Origin of the sequence: Posidoniimonas corsicana (assembly GCF_007859765.1) — a bacterium.
GTDB classification, from domain to species: Bacteria; Planctomycetota; Planctomycetia; order Pirellulales; family Lacipirellulaceae; genus Posidoniimonas; species Posidoniimonas corsicana.
In genome coordinates this window covers 1499808-1515309 of sequence record NZ_SIHJ01000001.1, presented here as the reverse complement: position 1 = coordinate 1515309, position 15502 = coordinate 1499808, and the positions used below count along the sequence as shown (strand labels likewise).

General features: G+C 65.9%; 11 protein-coding genes. 5 read left to right on the top strand and 6 right to left on the bottom strand.

What is annotated here, in order from left to right; translation table 11 throughout:
• Nucleotides 1–184 precede the first annotated feature (184 nt).
• The 4 genes from KOR34_RS05845 (at nt 185) to KOR34_RS05830 (ending at nt 6930) form a co-directional block, all read left to right on the top strand.
• Complete coding sequence (locus tag KOR34_RS05845; RefSeq protein ID WP_146563039.1) at nt 185–2122, top strand: S16 family serine protease; 1938 nt, start codon at nt 185–187, stop codon at nt 2120–2122.
• Between the two features lie 215 nt (nt 2123–2337).
• The gene (locus KOR34_RS05840; protein WP_146563037.1) at nt 2338–3798 is read left to right on the top strand and encodes a Gfo/Idh/MocA family protein; all 1461 of its coding nucleotides are present in this window, start codon (nt 2338–2340) and stop codon (nt 3796–3798) included.
• Nucleotides 3799–4075: 277 nt separating this feature from the next.
• Nucleotides 4076–5434 carry an MFS transporter gene (locus KOR34_RS05835; RefSeq protein WP_228714523.1) on the top strand — a complete coding sequence of 453 codons (1359 nt, stop codon included), beginning with the start codon at nt 4076–4078 and terminating at the stop codon, nt 5432–5434.
• Nucleotides 5435–5472: 38 nt separating this feature from the next.
• The gene (locus tag KOR34_RS05830) at nt 5473–6930 is read left to right on the top strand and encodes a sulfatase family protein (protein WP_146563036.1); all 1458 of its coding nucleotides are present in this window, start codon (nt 5473–5475) and stop codon (nt 6928–6930) included.
• Between the two features lie 7 nt (nt 6931–6937).
• Here the strand turns inward: KOR34_RS05830 and KOR34_RS05825 are convergent, their stop codons facing one another.
• Nucleotides 6938–7369 carry a 3-hydroxyacyl-ACP dehydratase FabZ family protein gene (locus KOR34_RS05825; RefSeq protein WP_146563034.1) on the bottom strand — a complete coding sequence of 144 codons (432 nt, stop codon included), beginning with the start codon at nt 7367–7369 and terminating at the stop codon, nt 6938–6940.
• Between KOR34_RS05825 and KOR34_RS05820 the strand changes: the two genes are divergently transcribed.
• On the top strand, nt 7341–8270 hold the full coding sequence (locus tag KOR34_RS05820; protein WP_146563032.1) for an SHD1 domain-containing protein: 930 nt from the start codon (nt 7341–7343) through the stop codon (nt 8268–8270). The two genes, KOR34_RS05825 and KOR34_RS05820, sit on opposite strands and share 29 nt — an antisense overlap.
• A 93-nt stretch (nt 8271–8363) precedes the next feature.
• Here KOR34_RS05820 and KOR34_RS05815 read toward each other — a convergent pair whose 3' ends face one another.
• The 5 genes from KOR34_RS05815 to KOR34_RS05795 all read right to left on the bottom strand — a co-directional run bounded on the left by KOR34_RS05815 (nt 8364) and on the right by KOR34_RS05795 (nt 15359).
• A complete protein-coding gene (locus tag KOR34_RS05815; protein ID WP_197531181.1) occupies nt 8364–8843 on the bottom strand; it encodes a putative signal transducing protein in 480 nt (159 codons plus the stop codon).
• A 623-nt stretch (nt 8844–9466) separates the two neighbouring features.
• A complete protein-coding gene (locus KOR34_RS05810) occupies nt 9467–9763 on the bottom strand; it encodes a hypothetical protein (protein ID WP_146563028.1) in 297 nt (98 codons plus the stop codon).
• Between the two features lie 24 nt (nt 9764–9787).
• On the bottom strand, nt 9788–11278 hold the full coding sequence (locus tag KOR34_RS05805; protein ID WP_146563026.1) for a phytoene desaturase family protein: 1491 nt from the start codon (nt 11276–11278) through the stop codon (nt 9788–9790).
• Nucleotides 11279–11730: 452 nt separating this feature from the next.
• Complete coding sequence (locus tag KOR34_RS05800; RefSeq protein WP_146563024.1) at nt 11731–12384, bottom strand: hypothetical protein; 654 nt, start codon at nt 12382–12384, stop codon at nt 11731–11733.
• The gene (locus tag KOR34_RS05795) at nt 12381–15359 is read right to left on the bottom strand and encodes a glycoside hydrolase (protein WP_197531180.1); all 2979 of its coding nucleotides are present in this window, start codon (nt 15357–15359) and stop codon (nt 12381–12383) included. The genes KOR34_RS05800 and KOR34_RS05795 overlap by 4 nt, the downstream gene beginning before the upstream one ends.
• Nucleotides 15360–15502: the final 143 nt, after the last annotated feature.

Here is a 15502-nt window from a genome sequence, read left to right as displayed (position 1 = left end):
GGACGGGTCCGCTACGTTATCAATCACCGCCCGGGGAGCGGCAAGGGCCCGCCACGGTCCGGCGCCCAACGCCCGGACGGATGCCAGTGGGCGTTGGTGGAACAGGGCCACCGGCCTGCTTAAACTGTGTCCGGCCGCAGCAGCGGCTGCCAGGTGCTAGTCCTCAGCCCGATGCGAGGCCCCCATGCGACCGTCGATTGCCGCCCTGCTCGCCGCCCTGTCGATTCTTGGGACCGTGAACGCCGCAGGAGCGGGCAGCCCCACGGGCGACCCGGACCGGCATGTCGAGATCAACATGCTGGGCTACTTCACCGTGGCCGGGCAGTCGTTCGGGGCGTGCGACAAGGTCACGATCTGGTACGACCACTCCCAGGACAAGCGGACGCGGGTCGCGTTCATCGAGGACGAGATCGACGGCTACGGCGAGATGTGGCGGGCCGCCGCCTGGCAGGCGGTGCTGGTCGCCGCCGACCTGTGCGGCCGCGACCTCTCTGGCGTGCGGATCTTCATGGAACGCAACGGCCGCGTCGACGGCCCCAGCGCCGGCGCGATCACCACCATCGGCGTGCTGGCCGCCCTGCGGGGCGACACCGTGCGGCCCGATGTCGCGATGACGGGCACCATCAACCCCGACGGGACGATCGGCCCCGTGGGCGGGGTGCCCTACAAGATCAGCGGCGCCGCCGCGGCCGGTATGAAGCTGGTGCTGGTCCCCTACGGTTCGCGGACCGAGCTCGACCCGAACACCAAGAAGCAGATCGACCTGGTGCAGCACGGCGAGGACCTGGGCGTTGAGGTGCGTCTGGTGGGCGACATCTACACGGCGTACCAGCTGGCCACCGGCGCCCAACTGCCCCGCGCCGCGCCGGCCGCCAGCCCGTCGCTCAGCAACCGGTCCTACCAGAGCATGCGGGTCAAGACCGACGAGTGGCTGGTGCGGTACCGCGACCAGCTGGCGAAGTACCGCGAGGTCCCCAGGGCCTACCAGAGCGACTACACCGACGGCCTCATCGCCGACGCCGAGGAGTTGGTCGCGCGGGTCGACTCGCTCAACGCCCAGGGCCTTGCGCCGGTCGCCTACTCCGACGTGAGTGAGGCCGCCTACTACGCGGCCTTCGCGTCCGAGGTGGCCCGCGCGATCTGGGTCGACGACAAGCGGGGACGCGAGCAGGCGCGGCTGTACGTCGAGCGGTTCGCGCAGACGGCCGCCAAGATCCGCACCGCCAAGCAGAAGCTCAAGAACTACCAGCCCAAGACGCTGGGTCAGCTCGGCCCGCTGATCTACGGCTACGCGATGCTCACCCAGGCGATCGCGTTGGAGCAGATCGGGATGGCGATCGTCAGCGGCAAGCTCGAGCTGCCGATGTTCATGGAGATCGAGGACCCCGACGAGGAAGAGATCGAGCGGCTGCTCGAAGCGGTCGAGTACCTCCAGCAGGCCGCCTACGACTGCGAGTACATCGACGACCTGCTCGACCTGAGCGACGACCTGCAGGGCCGCCCGCTCCCCAGGGACCTGCCAATCGCGACCACCACCGAGTTCTTCCGCCGTGCGGCCCAGGCCAACCTGAACCAGTACGAGAAGACCGTCATCGACTCCAAGGCCGCCGCCGCGCACGTCAGCTTCGACCGTGCCCAGATGGACGCGCTGGTCGATGACCTCGACTACCTAATCGTCTGGTGGAGGACCAAGCGGCCCCACGCCAGCCTGATGACCGACTTCGACGAGTCCCAACGGCCGTACGTCAAGCTCGGCCAAGCCCTGCACACGTACTCCCTCTCGTCGGTGCTGCTGGCCAAGGACTACTCGCTGGGGCTCGTCACCGATGACGAGGGCGAGGTGACCGGCGTGCGGCGCGACGCCGCGCTGGAGTTCATGCTCGAGTTCTCCGAGGACCAGGTCCGCCGCAACATCCAGCTGCTGCGGGATGCCGGCGTGGACCCGGCCGACCTGATCTGCACCAAGATGTGCGCCGACGCCCTTTCTCGACGCGAACCGCTCGACCGGCTGTACGCGCTGCAGCTGCTGTGGGAGGCCAACATCACCGCCCGCACGATCGCGTACCTGGGCGGTTTCGCCGACGTCAGCGCCGACGCTGCCCCGGCCGCCGCGGCGCCCTAGCAGCGGGTCTGGCGCCCGGCGGGAAGACATCCTTCTTTTTGCTGAAATCCATGTAACCGATTGGCGTTTTGTGGAGCGCTGCGAGACGCATTTTTTGCAAGCGCAACGCCAATTTACGACGCTTTTCGGTTATCATGACAGCCTGCCCATCACGGCCGACGGGGCGTCGGGCCGAAGTGTATTCTCGAGATCTATCGCACAGGAGGATTCGTTACATGCCCCAGGATCAAGTGAACCGCCGTGGCTTCATCGCCACCACCGCAGCCGGCGCCGCGCTGGCGGCCGCGCCGGCCATCGCCGCGAACGACGCCAACGCCAACAGCCGACTGCGGCTGGGCTACATCGGCGTGGGCGGCCGAGCGCAGGCGCACATCAACCACGCCCTGCAGCTGCAGAAGGAAGAGAACCTGGTTGAGATCGCCACCGTGTGCGACGTCTTCAACCGCTACCGTGACGACACCGCCAAGCACGTCGAGAACGAGTCCGGAAAGGCGCCCAAGAAGACCGGCGACTACCGCGACATCCTGAACGACGACTCCATCGACGCGGTGGTGATCTCCACCCCCGACCACTGGCACGCCAAGCAGACGATCGACTCGCTCAAGGCGGGCAAGCACGTCTACTGCGAGAAGCCGATGACGCACTCCGTCGAGGAGGCGCTCGCCGTGCACCAGGCGTGGAAAGACTCGGGCCTGGTGATGCAGGTCGGCGTGCAGTCGACCTCGCTGCCGGTCTGGCAGTCGATCAACGAGAAGATCCGCCAGGGCGACCTCGGCAAGGTCATGCAGTACCAGACCGAGTTCTTCCGCAACTCGGACATGGGCCAGTGGCGTTACTACGGCCTGTCTAAGGACATGAACCCCAGCAATATCGACTGGGACATGTTCCTGGGCACCGAGTTCGGCCTCGCCCCCGCGATGCCGTTCGACCGCGCCAAGTTCGCCCAGTGGCGTTGCTACTGGGACTTCGGCTCCGGCATGTTCACCGACCTGTTCGTGCACCGCACCACGTCGATGCTCAAGGCCACCGGCCTCCGCTTCCCGGGCCGCGTGGTCGGTGCCGGCGGCATCTACCTGGAGTACGACGGCCGCACCGTGCCGGACGTCGCGACCGTGGTGGCCGACTTCAACGAGGGCGTCCAGGGCCTGGTGACCGCCACCATGTGCAGCGGCGAGACGCCCATCAAGCAGCTCATCCGCGGCCACAGCGGCTCGGTGGTGCTGGGCGTCGGCGAGGAGTTCTCCGGCTACGACTTCGTCGCCGAGCGTCCGCAGGTGCACCACGAGCGTGGCCTGAAGGACGAGCGGATCGAGGTCGGCAAGATCAACAACACCTCGAAGGCCCACCTCAAGAACTTTGCCGAGGCCGTCAACGCCGGCGACCCCAGCAAGGTGAACTGCTCGCCCGAGCTGGGCGCCGCGGCGATGACCATCGTCAAGCTCGGCTCACGCAGCTACCGCGAGGGCAAGGTGTACCACTTCGACCAGGACAGCATGTCGTTCTCCGACGGCAACCCGTCTTGGGCCGAGAAGTGGGAGGCCCGCTCCGCCGAACGCGGCGAGCCGTCGCACGTGGCGGGCTGGGAAGCCGGCGACCGCGGCAGCAAGCTGTTCCCGCGGCCCTACCAGAAGCTGGAAGGCCCGTGGGTCGACGGCAAAGACCCGGCCGCGACCTAGCGCCGCCCGGCGCCAAGAGCAACGACCAACGCCCCGCCGTGGCCCGCCCACGGCGGGGCGTTTTTTCTGTCGACCGCGCCGACTAGGCAAACCCGTTGGGCGCTAAGCGGCGTCGCCGTTGCAAGATTCGTCGCCCGATCGGTTTCCCCGGGCGGCGCCAGCAGTTATTCTGTTGCCAAGCTTGTGCGGACGCGTTTCGCGCCGCGTCATCAACGAGCGATCTCAACCCCGGGCGCCCCCGCGGCGCCGGTTCTTATCTGAGCACAAGGAGTGCGGAGTGGGCGTAGCAACACGACTCAGCGTGATGATGTTCCTGCAGTTCTTCACCTGGGGCGCGTGGTTCGCGACCCTGGCTATCTGCCTCGGCGCCCAGGGGCTCGACGACTCGATCGGCAGCGCCTACCAGAGCGCCCCCATCGCGGCGATCATCGCGCCGCTGTTCCTGGGCCTGATCGCCGACCGACTGTTCCCGTCGCAGATCGTGCAGGGCGTGCTGATGCTGATTGGCGCGGGGCTGATGGTCGCCGCCACACGCGCCGTCGAGGCCGGCGACGGCCCGCTGGCCGTGTGGCTGTTTATCGCCTACATGCTGTGCTACATGCCGACCCTCGGGCTCGGCAACTCGATCGCCTTCGCCAACATCGACGACCAGAACAAGTTCCCCGCGATCCGCGTGTGGGGCACCATCGGCTGGATCGTCGCGGGCCTGATGGTGGGCGCCCTTGGCTGGTCGGCGTCGACCAAGATCCTCTGGCTCGGCGCGATCGCGTCGGGCCTGTTCGGCGTGTACAGCTTCACGCTGCCCCACACGCCGCCCCCCGCCAAGGGCCAGCCGATCGACATGAACAGCCTGCTGATGCTCGACGCGTTCCGTCTGATGAAGAGCGTGCCGTTCCTGGTGTTCATCGTCTGCTCGACGCTCATCTGCATCCCGCTGGCGTACTACTACAGCTTTACCTCCAAGCTGCTGCTGCAGACCGGTTTCGAGCAGGTCGCGTCGACCATGACGCTGGGCCAGATGAGCGAGATCATCTTCATGATCCTGATCCCGTTCTTCTTCCGCCGCCTGGGCGTGAAGTGGATGATCCTGGTCGGCATGGCGGCCTGGGTGGGCCGGTACCTGCTGTTCGCCTTCGGCGCGCCCGACCAGGTCACCTGGATGCTGCTGCTGGGCGTGCTGCTGCACGGCATCTGCTACGACTTTTTCTTCGTCACCGGGTTCATGTACACCGACCAGAAGGCCTCGGCGGCCGTGCGCAACCAGGCGCAGAGCATGCTGGTGTTCTTCACCCAGGGCGTGGGGATGTTCTTCGGCTACATGGTGGCCGGCGACCGCTTCAACTCGACGATGACCAGCCAGGCCGACCTGGAGGCCGCCATCGCCGCCGCCCGCCCCGAGACCGAGGTCGGCTTCTTCGAGGCGTTCACCAAGATGTTCAGCCAGAACATCCCCGAGGGCGTCGACCCCGCACTGCTCTCAGAGACCATGGCCCAGTGGAAGGAATTCTGGCTGCTGCCCGCCGGCATGGCGGCCGTGATCTTCGTACTCTTCCTGGCCGCGTTCCACGAGAAGCCGGAGGTCGAACAGGCCGCCGCCGAGCAGCTCGCCGAGCCGCCGGCAGAAACGCCCGCCTAGCGATCCGGTTCCGTCACGCTGCACCGTTGGGAAACGCTATGCATCGCCTGTGCGTCGCTTCGCTGCTGATGCTGCTCGCCGCGGCGCCCTGCCCGGGGGCTGAGCGGCCGCCCAACGTCGTGGTGATCTTCATCGACGACATGGGCTACGCCGACATCGGCCCGTTCGGTGCGGAGGACTACCCGACCCCGCATCTTGACCGCATGGCGGCTGAGGGGCGGGTGATGACCGACTTCCACGCCGCCACGGCAGTGTGCAGCGCGTCCCGCGCGGCGCTGCTGACCGGCTGCTACCCGGAGCGGGTCGGCATCGCCGGGGCACTCGGCCCCAGGGCCCGCATCGGCCTCCACCCGGACGAGGTCACGATTGCCGAGCTCTGCCGGGCGCAGGGCTTCGCCACCGCCTGCTTCGGCAAGTGGCACCTGGGCGACCAGCCCGAGTTCCTGCCGACCCGCCAAGGGTTTGACGCGTGGTTCGGGCTCCCCTACTCCAACGATATGTGGCCGCAGCACCCGGACCTGGCGCGGCTGCCAGCCGACGCTGCGAAGCGGAAGAGCCGTTACCCGAACCTGCCGCTCTACGAGGGCGAGCAGATCATCGACGACGAGGTGACCGCCGAGGACCAGGCCCAGCTCACCACGCAATACACCGAGCGGGCGGTCGAGTTCATCGACCAGCACGCCGACCGGCCGTTCTTCCTGTACCTGCCGCACACCATGGTGCATGTGCCGCTGTTCGTGTCGGACAAGTTTCACGGCAAGAGCGGCGCCGGGCTGTTCGGCGACGTGGCAATGGAGCTCGATTGGTCAGTCGGCCAAGTGCTCGACGCGTTGCAGCGCAACGGCGTCGACCAGAATACGCTCGTGGTGTTCACCTCCGACAACGGCCCCTGGCTCAGCTACGGCGACCACGCCGGCAGCGCCGGCCCGCTGCGTGAGGGCAAGGGCACCATGTTCGAGGGCGGCTACCGTGTGCCCTGCGTGGTGCGTTGGCCCGGCCGGATCCCCGCCGGCAGCTCGTGCGACGAGCTCGCCAGCACCATGGACCTGCTGCCCACCATCGCCGCGCTGATCGGCGCTGAGCCGCCCGCCGACCGCACGATCGACGGACGCGACATCTGGCCGCTGCTCTCCGGCGAGTCCGGCGCCCTGAGCCCGCACCAGGAGTTCTACTGCTACTACGGCCGCGAGCTCCGCGCGGTGCGTGACCGCCGCTGGAAGCTGCACCTGCGGCACCGCTACCGCACACTCAGCGGCCGGCCCGGCGGGACCGGCGGCACGCCCGTTGGCTACGACCACACCACGATCGGGCTCGAGCTGTTCGACCTGAAGTCGGACCCCGGCGAGACGACCAACGTCGCTGGCGAGCACCCCGACGTGGTAGAGCGGCTGCAGGCGGCGGCGCAGCAGGCCCGCGAAGCCCTGGGCGACACTCTCACCAAGACCCAGGGGTCCGAAGTCCGCCCACCCGGCCGCGTCGAGCGGGCGGGCAAGTAGGGCGGCGCTACCGCGGCTCGGCCAGCGTGCACGCGAATTCGAACCGGCACGCCAGCTTGCCGGCGTTGGTCACCCGGGCCTTCATGAAGAACGCGTCGGCCAGCCGTTCGGTCAGCTCGACCGAGATCTCGACCGTGTCACCCGGCCGCACCATCTGGCGGAACTGCACGTTGTTCGCCCGCGTGGCCACCGGCACCTTGCCGTCGGTCTCGCTCCCCAGCATGCCGCTGAGCATCACGGCGCCCGCCTGCATGGCCGCCTCGCACAGCAGCACGCCCGGCGTGATCGGGTAGTCCGGGTAATGGCCCGCGAACCAGAACTCGTCACCGCTGAAGGTCTTGGTGCAGGTGATCGTGTTCTCGCCCCGCTCGGTGACCTCGTCGATCAGCAAAAACGGCGGGCGGTGGGGGATGGCGGAAAGGATTTCTTCGGTGGGCATTGGAACAATAGGGTCTGTTGCAGGGTGCATGCAATGCACCGGTAAATTAACATTAGGAGGGCGATACACGCACTCCACGCGGATCAAGGAATTAAGCACTTCAGCGACGGCTTCTACGGCCATTCGCTCGTGGACCGTGTCTGGTGCTGAAACGCGAGATCAGTCTACCATGCCAACTCTCTGCTACCTCCCACTCGCGATTGTACTAGTCTCATCATTGCTGAGCACTTGCACGGCTGATGAACCCCGTGTCTGGCGCAGTGAGTCAGGACGGTTCTCCTTCGAAGCTTCGTTCTACGCAAAGTATGACGATGTGTTGGAGCTTCGTCGAACAGATGGGACCCTGCTCCGAATTCCAATCCCGATGCTCTCCGAAGACGATCGCGAATATGCTGCGAAGTCTGCCGAGAACTCGTTTACCATCGCCGGCATTGCTCAGATCGCATCGCCGCCAGGCTACCACTGGACGCTTGAACGAGAGCTCACCACCGACCTAGGCGCCCTAAAGGTTTTTGCGTGCACAGCACATGGCCCAGAGAATGGCGCCATGGTGATGACGGTCTCCCCTCAGGTAGCCATAGGCAACCGAACTCGAGTCGCTCATCTCAAGGGGCACTGGAATGGAATAGTTGAGACAATTCATTCCAAGGGTTGGCAAGTTGTTGTCACGACGAAACCTCCGCTCGACGGCGTGATACCAGATCGTGTCGAGTATGAATTAACCACGCTCGACCCAGACAAGAACCCAACCCTAATCCGCGGAGTTACTGTCTTTAGCGGAGAGCGGACGTTTATCTTCCAAATTCGCGAAGCAGACAATGTGAAAGAGTCGTCGCTTCATTCGATATCCGAATCCTTGAAGATTCACGAGTATCCGTCAGGATCGCAAGCAGGATCCTAACGCGGCGCGGGCTCCGCCCGTGTGTGGCACGCGTCGTACTCTGAGCAGCCTTTCGCGCTGCGGGCGTCGCCTCAGCTAATCGACAAGCAGCGTCTACTCCGGCACGTCGATAAACTCCCGGCACTTGGGGCAGGTCTCGACGCGGCCGCGGCGGTTGCCCGGCATCTTGAGCGGAGCGCCGCACTCTTCGCAGTCAAACTCGATGTCTTCTTGGCTTTGCTTCGCCTGCAGGGACCGCCGGTGCTCGTGAAGGAAGCAGGCGGCGCGTTCCGCGTCCTTCTCATGCACCAGCACCTTCACCCCGCCTACGGCGTTGGAGAGGAACGCGTTGACGCTGACGATCCCCTCGTTGTCGAGGCAGCAATTAATGCCCTCCTGTTGGAGCAGCGACACCGCGACGCTCGCCTCGTTGATATATCCGAAGGAGGCTACCGTGACGATGCCGTCGCCGTGCACGCCGCGTGGAATCGGAAGCCCGTCCGTCTCCGACGCTGCTCCCGCCAGCTCCGCCTCGCCATCAGGCCGCGATTCCGTCTGCGGTGACTCGAAAGGGTTTACCGGGTCTGGTTTCATAGGCGGAGCTTTCCTAGAGCCTCGGTGGATCCTATCCACCCAAACACACATTACTGACAACGCACCCACCTGACATGATTCGGACTCATTTCAATGTTCCACCGGGAACGACTTTTCAAGGTGCACATCGTAAGAGAAAATGTGGGTGGGGTCAGCCTGAGAATCCGTGACAACCTTACCCAGCCATCAAACGACCCTCCCCCAATCGCGAGGGGCGCCGCCTCTATCAAGTAAGGCCCCACCTCTGCGGGCGGTGGCACCAACTCCACGGCGTCGTTTCCACGGCAAAGCCGCACACGGACAGCGCCGTCCGACAGTTCCGCAACACCTTCCGGGGCGCCCTCGTCCGCAGTGAACCCAATGAGGCTCGCCCAAAACTGTCGGGCGCCGGCCACAGTATTCTCAAGCTCCAGATCGCCATCGGCGTCGAATGGCAGGTCAACGCTTGATAGGGTGCGTCGAAACAATCCATCACTCCTGCATCGCGCTGATCACTCAGGAGACAGGCAAAAGCCCCAGACGTAGGGTGTATTCTATGCACGAACTAGCTGCACATGAAACATGGTGCATTGCGTCCACCCTACAGACTCGTTTGAAGAGCTAATCGCGTTCGGTCGCCGGGCTCAACTAAACTCTCTGACGACGATCGAATCTCGAAATCCGCTGGCGATTTCATCAATCTCGTCTGCTAGGAGTGTCACCTCCCAACGCGGCTTAGTGCCTTGTTCAGGAAATAGCACGAATGAGTACTGGTTGCCACCCCCACGGTCTAGTCCGCCGTAACCAGCTTCGGTTTGGATCAGGTCGTCCGATGGGATCGTTGCGAGATCGTCTTCGGAGCCAATCAAATCGTTGGCATGCTGCAGCAACTCCACGACGTGAGCAGGAAGAGTCACCGACTTCTTTACACCTTCACCCATAGCTTAGCTTCCCTCTGTCCGCTCCTACCCCGCCGACACATCCTCCACCACGCCCCGCTCCACGCTGCCCGTGTTACGGCTGGCGTTGTTCTCAAGGCAGCCGTCGACCTCGTTGGCGACGATCACGCCGTAGTTCATCGCTCCCAGCCAGCCGCTCATGATGATGCCCACGCTGCCGGCGTGGTACAGGCCATCGACCTGCTGCGGCAGCGCTCGGCTGACGGCCAGGCCCTCGAACTTGGTGCCGAAGCTCGCGCCTTCCGGGTGGTGCGTGTAGTGCTGGAAGCTGCGGGGGGTGCTGGCCTCGACGTGGTCCACCCGGTCGCGCACGCCCGGCACGTACTTGTCGAGCGCGTCGAGCGTGGTCTCGCAAAGGTCGGCCTTGCTGGCCTGGTACTCATCGTCGGGCAGGTCGGCCCAGTCGGAGAAGTGGGCGTTGGTGCTGCTGACCACCAGGCACCGAGGGTCCTTCTGCGGGCGGGTCTTCGGGTAGTAAAAGCTGTAGGTGCGGCTGGTGATGTCGCGGGACAGCAGGGCCTCGGTGCGGAAGTACGAGGCGGTGCTGCTGAATAGGAGGTCGCCCAGCTCGTTCACGTCGAGCCGCTCGTCCTCCTTCATCGCGATGTACACCTGCGTGCTGCTGTTGTTCAGCCGCACGGCCTTGGCGTCGTCGATGAAGCCGCGGTCGAACTTCTCCTCGCCGACCAGGTCGAAGATCGTCTGCCGCACGTTGGCGTTGCTGACCACCGCGCCGCAGCGGATGGTGCGCGTGGCGCCCTTGGCGTCGATCTCCACGGACTCGACGGCGCCGTTCTTGACGTTGACCTTCTTTACGTCGCAATTGATGCGGATGTCGACGCCCGACTTCTTCAGCTCGTCCTCCATCTGGCCGATCAGCTTGTCCGTGCCGCCCTGGAACGTGAACACGCCCTTGGACATGAAGTTGCTGAACACGATGCCGTAGCTGATCGCCGGGTCCTCCAGCGTGCTGCCGTTGGCGTAGGTGATCGGCTCCATCAGCAGCCGGGTCACGTCCTCGCGGCCGGGGAAGAACTTCTCGAACAGCTCTCCGGTGGTCATGCCCTGGTCGTCGTAGAAGTTCATGCCGCGGGCGGTGTCGAAGAAGTCGTTGACCGTCTGTGGATCGACCTTGAACTTCTCGATCAGCTGCTTCGTGAAGTCCTCGCGGGTGAAGCTGGTCCAGAGCGAGAACATCGGGTTGTCGAACCGCACGCCGTCGAGCTGCACGATCGACTCGGCGATCTCCTTGGACCAGTACCGGCGGCAGCTCTTCACCATGCCGAACGGGAAGCCGTGCAGCGAGATGTCGAAGATGTGCCCGCCCGGCCGCTTGAACCAGGTGGCCATGCCGCCCAGCTTGTAGTGCTGCTCGAGCAGCAGCACCGATCGGCCCTGCCGGGCGAGGATGTTGGCCGAGGTCAGCCCGGCCAGGCCCGAGCCGATCACGATGACGTCGTAGTATTCCTGGGCATCCTTGAGGAAGTCGCGTGGCATGGGAACGGTAGGCGGTCGAGGGTCGGGGGATGGCAATCCTGTAGTCTAGCAATTTGGGCCGCCGCGGCCGATGGGCGGCGGGCCACAGGGTTCTGTCACTTTTGTCCCTGATGTCAGGAAATCGATTCTTAGGGACAAAAGTCGGGCCCTGCCGCGGCCCCGAGGTGCGTTTCACGCTTGTATAACAGCGTCTGCATCACGCGAGGCCACTTGATCGCGGCGACTTTTGTCCCATGCGGCGCGCAAGCCGGGACAAACGTCGCGGTTGGGGAAGGTGCGGCCCGTGATAGCCGCAAGCAGTTTAGGTATACCGGCGCAGGTGGCCGTTTTCTACAGGAATCCGGGCATGTCCTCGAGGTGCGTCGAAGTGCGTCCCGGTGGAGGCCTCCCTACCCCAGGGCGTCGCCGAGGGTCCCGGTCGTCTCGCGCGCCTCGGCATGCACATAAGGAAACTACTCCTCTACCTCCACCCAAACCAGCACGCCGTCGCCCTCCTTCGGCGGGCTCGGCGGCGGGACCTGGTTGGTGTTGTAGAAGGCGCGGATCCGGAGCAGTTCGAGCGGCTCGCCCGGGCGCTGGACGAGGGTCTCGTGCCGTGGGCCGCCCGACCAGCCGCTGGAGCCCTCCAGCAGCCACTGGGTCGCGTCCTCTGGCACGCGGGGGTGCGTGGTGATGCCATCGGCGTGGAGGTTCCAGCGGACGGCGCCGTCGGTCAGCTGCTCGGACGAGAGGGTGACCTCCACCTCGGCCGCGTCCGGGTTGTTGCGGTTCAGGTGCAGCCGCCCGTCTGGCTTCGGGAGCACGGTCGGATCGGCGGGGATGTCGTGGCTGGCCATCCGCACCACCACGCTCTTGCCGGCCGGGCACCAGATCTTCCACCGCCAGACACGCTGCTGGTAGGTGCGAGCGGCGATCGCGTGGACCAGCTTCGGGTCTTCGATATCGAGCTCACCCACCTCGGCCCGCAGGCGTTTGACATCCTCGCGGAGCGGCCGGAGCTTGTTCCACAACCGGCCGACGGTCAGCGACAGCACGAGGATGGCCGTCAGCAGCAGCAAGTTCAGCAGCGAGAAGCGGAACCGGCGGGGCGTTGACTCATCGCTCATGCGGCGATTGTAGCACGAGTACGTTTGCGCGGTTGGCGACGCCGGAGTTCTAGCAGACCAATGCCCAACGTACCGGCGAGCATCAGGCTGGTCGGCTCCGGTACGGAAGCGGGGAGTGACTGCGCGGTGGTTGTTGCGCCGAAGTTCTCGCGCCAGAGGAGGTAGTCGCCGCCGTCGACGCCGTTGACGCCGTCGCCGGCGCCCGCCAGCGCGGACTCGTCGGCGGCGCCACGGTTGTCGCGCCAGACGGTGTAGTCGGCCGCGTCGACGTGGCCGTCGCCATTGAAGTCGCCGCCCAGGACAGAATTGATCACCGTTGCTGTCAGCGCGGTGGCGCCGTAGTCGACCCGCCACGCGTACCCGCCCGGGATGGACGGCAGAATGATGGTGTCGAACGTGTCGCTAAGGCTGCTGTAGGTAGCGAGCTCGAACTGCTCGCCGACGCCGAGGACCTGCCCGGGCGCCAGCAGCAGCTCCAGGCCGCCGTCGAGGACCGCATCCGATCCAAAGTGGAGGGTGGCCTCGTCCGCCGCGTAGGTCACGAGCACTCCCCCGTTGAGTTTGAAGCCGGTGGACCAGTCGACCAGGCCGGCGCCGAGCTTGGTCAGCCGCTGGCCGCTCACGTGGAAGCCGCCGCTGAACTCGATCTGCGCGTCCGTCAGGACCTGCAGCTCGGTGGCGCCAATTAACTCCGTGGGGACGGAAACGCCGTGGCCCCCCAACCGGACGTCGATCAGCGCTGTGGCGTCGATGGCGCCGACCTGCAGGGCGCCGGCGCCCGCGATTTCGTACTGGTGGTCGCTGAAGAACGTCATCCCGGTCACGGCTTCGGCGGCATCGAGTGTAACGGCGGCGTCCTGCGTGATCGCCGTCCCGAAGTAGAGCCGGCTGTTCTTCTCAACCGAGGCGTGCGTCAGCCATTTGCTGTGGTCGGTCAGGTCGCCGCCGCCGGTGCTGGCCCACTCCTTGGCGTCCGCTTCGGGGTGCACCTGCTGCAGGTAGGCGTTGTCGACAAAGCTCCAGTCGGAGCTGCGGGCGCCAACGTTGTCGAATCGGATCACCGGGCGGACGTAGCGGGCGCCGGGCGGCGCCACGAACCGTCCCGACTGGTAGGTGCGGTACGCGCTGTCGGTGTGCGAGTCGTTGTTGATGCCGTAGGCGGGTTCGAGTAGCGTCTGGAAGTCGTCGGCCGAGGCGTGCGCCAGCGTCTGGTCATCGGCGCCGTAGAACTCGAGCGCCAGGTAGGCGTCCGCGTCGTAGTTGGCTGAGCCGGCGCTCTGCAGCAACAGATCGACCGAGAGCTGGAACGCCACGCCGGTCAGGTCGGCGCCGGCGTCGCCGATGCTGGTCTGGAACAGGCGGCCCGTGTTTTCGGCGGAATTGGTCTCCAGGCGGCCCGTCCCGCTGCCGTCGCCGGTGAGGTCGCTGCCGGTGTCGAACGCGACGTTCCCAACGGACTGCCAACCGGGGATCGCCGATGCGCCGTTCGCCGCTCCGTCGAGGTCGAAGCCGGGGTTCTGGATCAGGTTGGGCCGGTGGTGGAGCTGCACCGTGGTCACGGTCGAGGCCGGGCTCGACACGGTCACCTGGTTCCCGCGGGGGCTCACCGTGGCGCCGCCCAGCGCCTGGTAGTACTCCGAGTCGGACGTGCGGATCACGCGTGAGTGGCTCACGGTCTGGTCGAGCAGGTTGAAGGTCCTCGTGTCCACTGAGGCGGTTTCGTCATTCGTTATGACGAGCGTGGTGGCTCCGAGCCGCGGGTCGTACGAGGCGACCACCTCGTCGTCGGCCTGGTCGAGGATGTGCGAGCCGGGGCGAATGTGCTGCGAGAACTGCTTCATCACGTAGAACTGCCGCCGCGTGTCGAAAGAGTTGTTCGCGCCGTCGAAGGGGGCGATGATCAGCCCCCAGTTGCTACCGTTGTTGTCCTCCACCGCCTGCCAGTAGGTCCACCCGGCCGCGCCGAGGTTGTTGAGGTCGCTGGTGATCTGGTTCGCCAGCGTGACGCCGCCGCTCAGGGGCGTGGAGTCGCCGCCGGTCCCGAACTCGGTGGCGTAGATCTTCTTGGGGCCCTCCGGACGCGACTGGTTGTAGGCGACCAGGGCGGCGGCGTCGGCCGCGTCGCTCCCGCCCCCCCAGGGGTACGAGTGGGTGTTGATCTGAGAGACGAACCCGCGGGTGGTCGCGTCCCAGTTGTCGTAGGAGTTGACCGACCAGCGGATGGCGGTCTCCTCGGGCCCGCCCAGGCCCATCTCCAGCCCGCGGTCGATGATCTGCTGCCCGACCTCACGCACCAGCGCCGACTGCGCGCCGCCCACCGGGATGTGCATCCCCTCCTGGTTGTTGCTGCCGTCCCACCAGGTGGCGCCGGGCTCGTTCATCGGCGCGAGCGTGTGGAAGTGGACGCCGAGGTTCGACTCGAAGTGCTCGGCGACCTCCAGCAGGTAGTGTCCGAAGATGCCGTAGTTGTCGGGGTCGAGGTTGGTTGCGCCGGTGCTTGGGTTCCCCCGTGAGCTTTGCGACACGGTCATCCACCAGGGCGCCGAATTGGCGAACGCCTCGATCTGGGTGAGGCCGCGTTCGATCGCCATGCCGAGCACCAGCCGCTGCGTCTGGTCGGCGTCCCAGTCCCACCCCCAGGTGCTGGGATCGGAGATGTCGGTCGGCGCGGATGGCGCCCAGCCGTCCATGGCCGCCCCGGGCCGGGTGATGGCGGGGCCGGCGGGGTTCTGGCCGGCCCCGATGTTGTAACGCAGGAAGTTGAGGCCGAGCCCGTTGTCCTGGTCGAACAGCATGTCGACGATCTGCGTGCGCCGCATTGGGTTGGTGGTCGGCCGACCGAGCTCGTTGCCCATCCACGCCAGCGAACTGCCCCAGGCTTCGAACCGCTGGTTCCGGTGCGACGCGGCCGTGCCGATGTCGATCGCCGCCGACTCGGGGCAGCCGATCGCGCACGCGGCGAGAACAACCGCCATCGGCGCAAGACGTGAGAGGGTCACTTGCATCGCCCGCCCCGTGAGAAGAGTGCCGCGCGTCCGGTCCATGATCGCGCCGAGAATCGCCAACCATCCGGAAGAACCGAATTCGAATTGAACGCGAGTTCGTGACTCACCCGCCA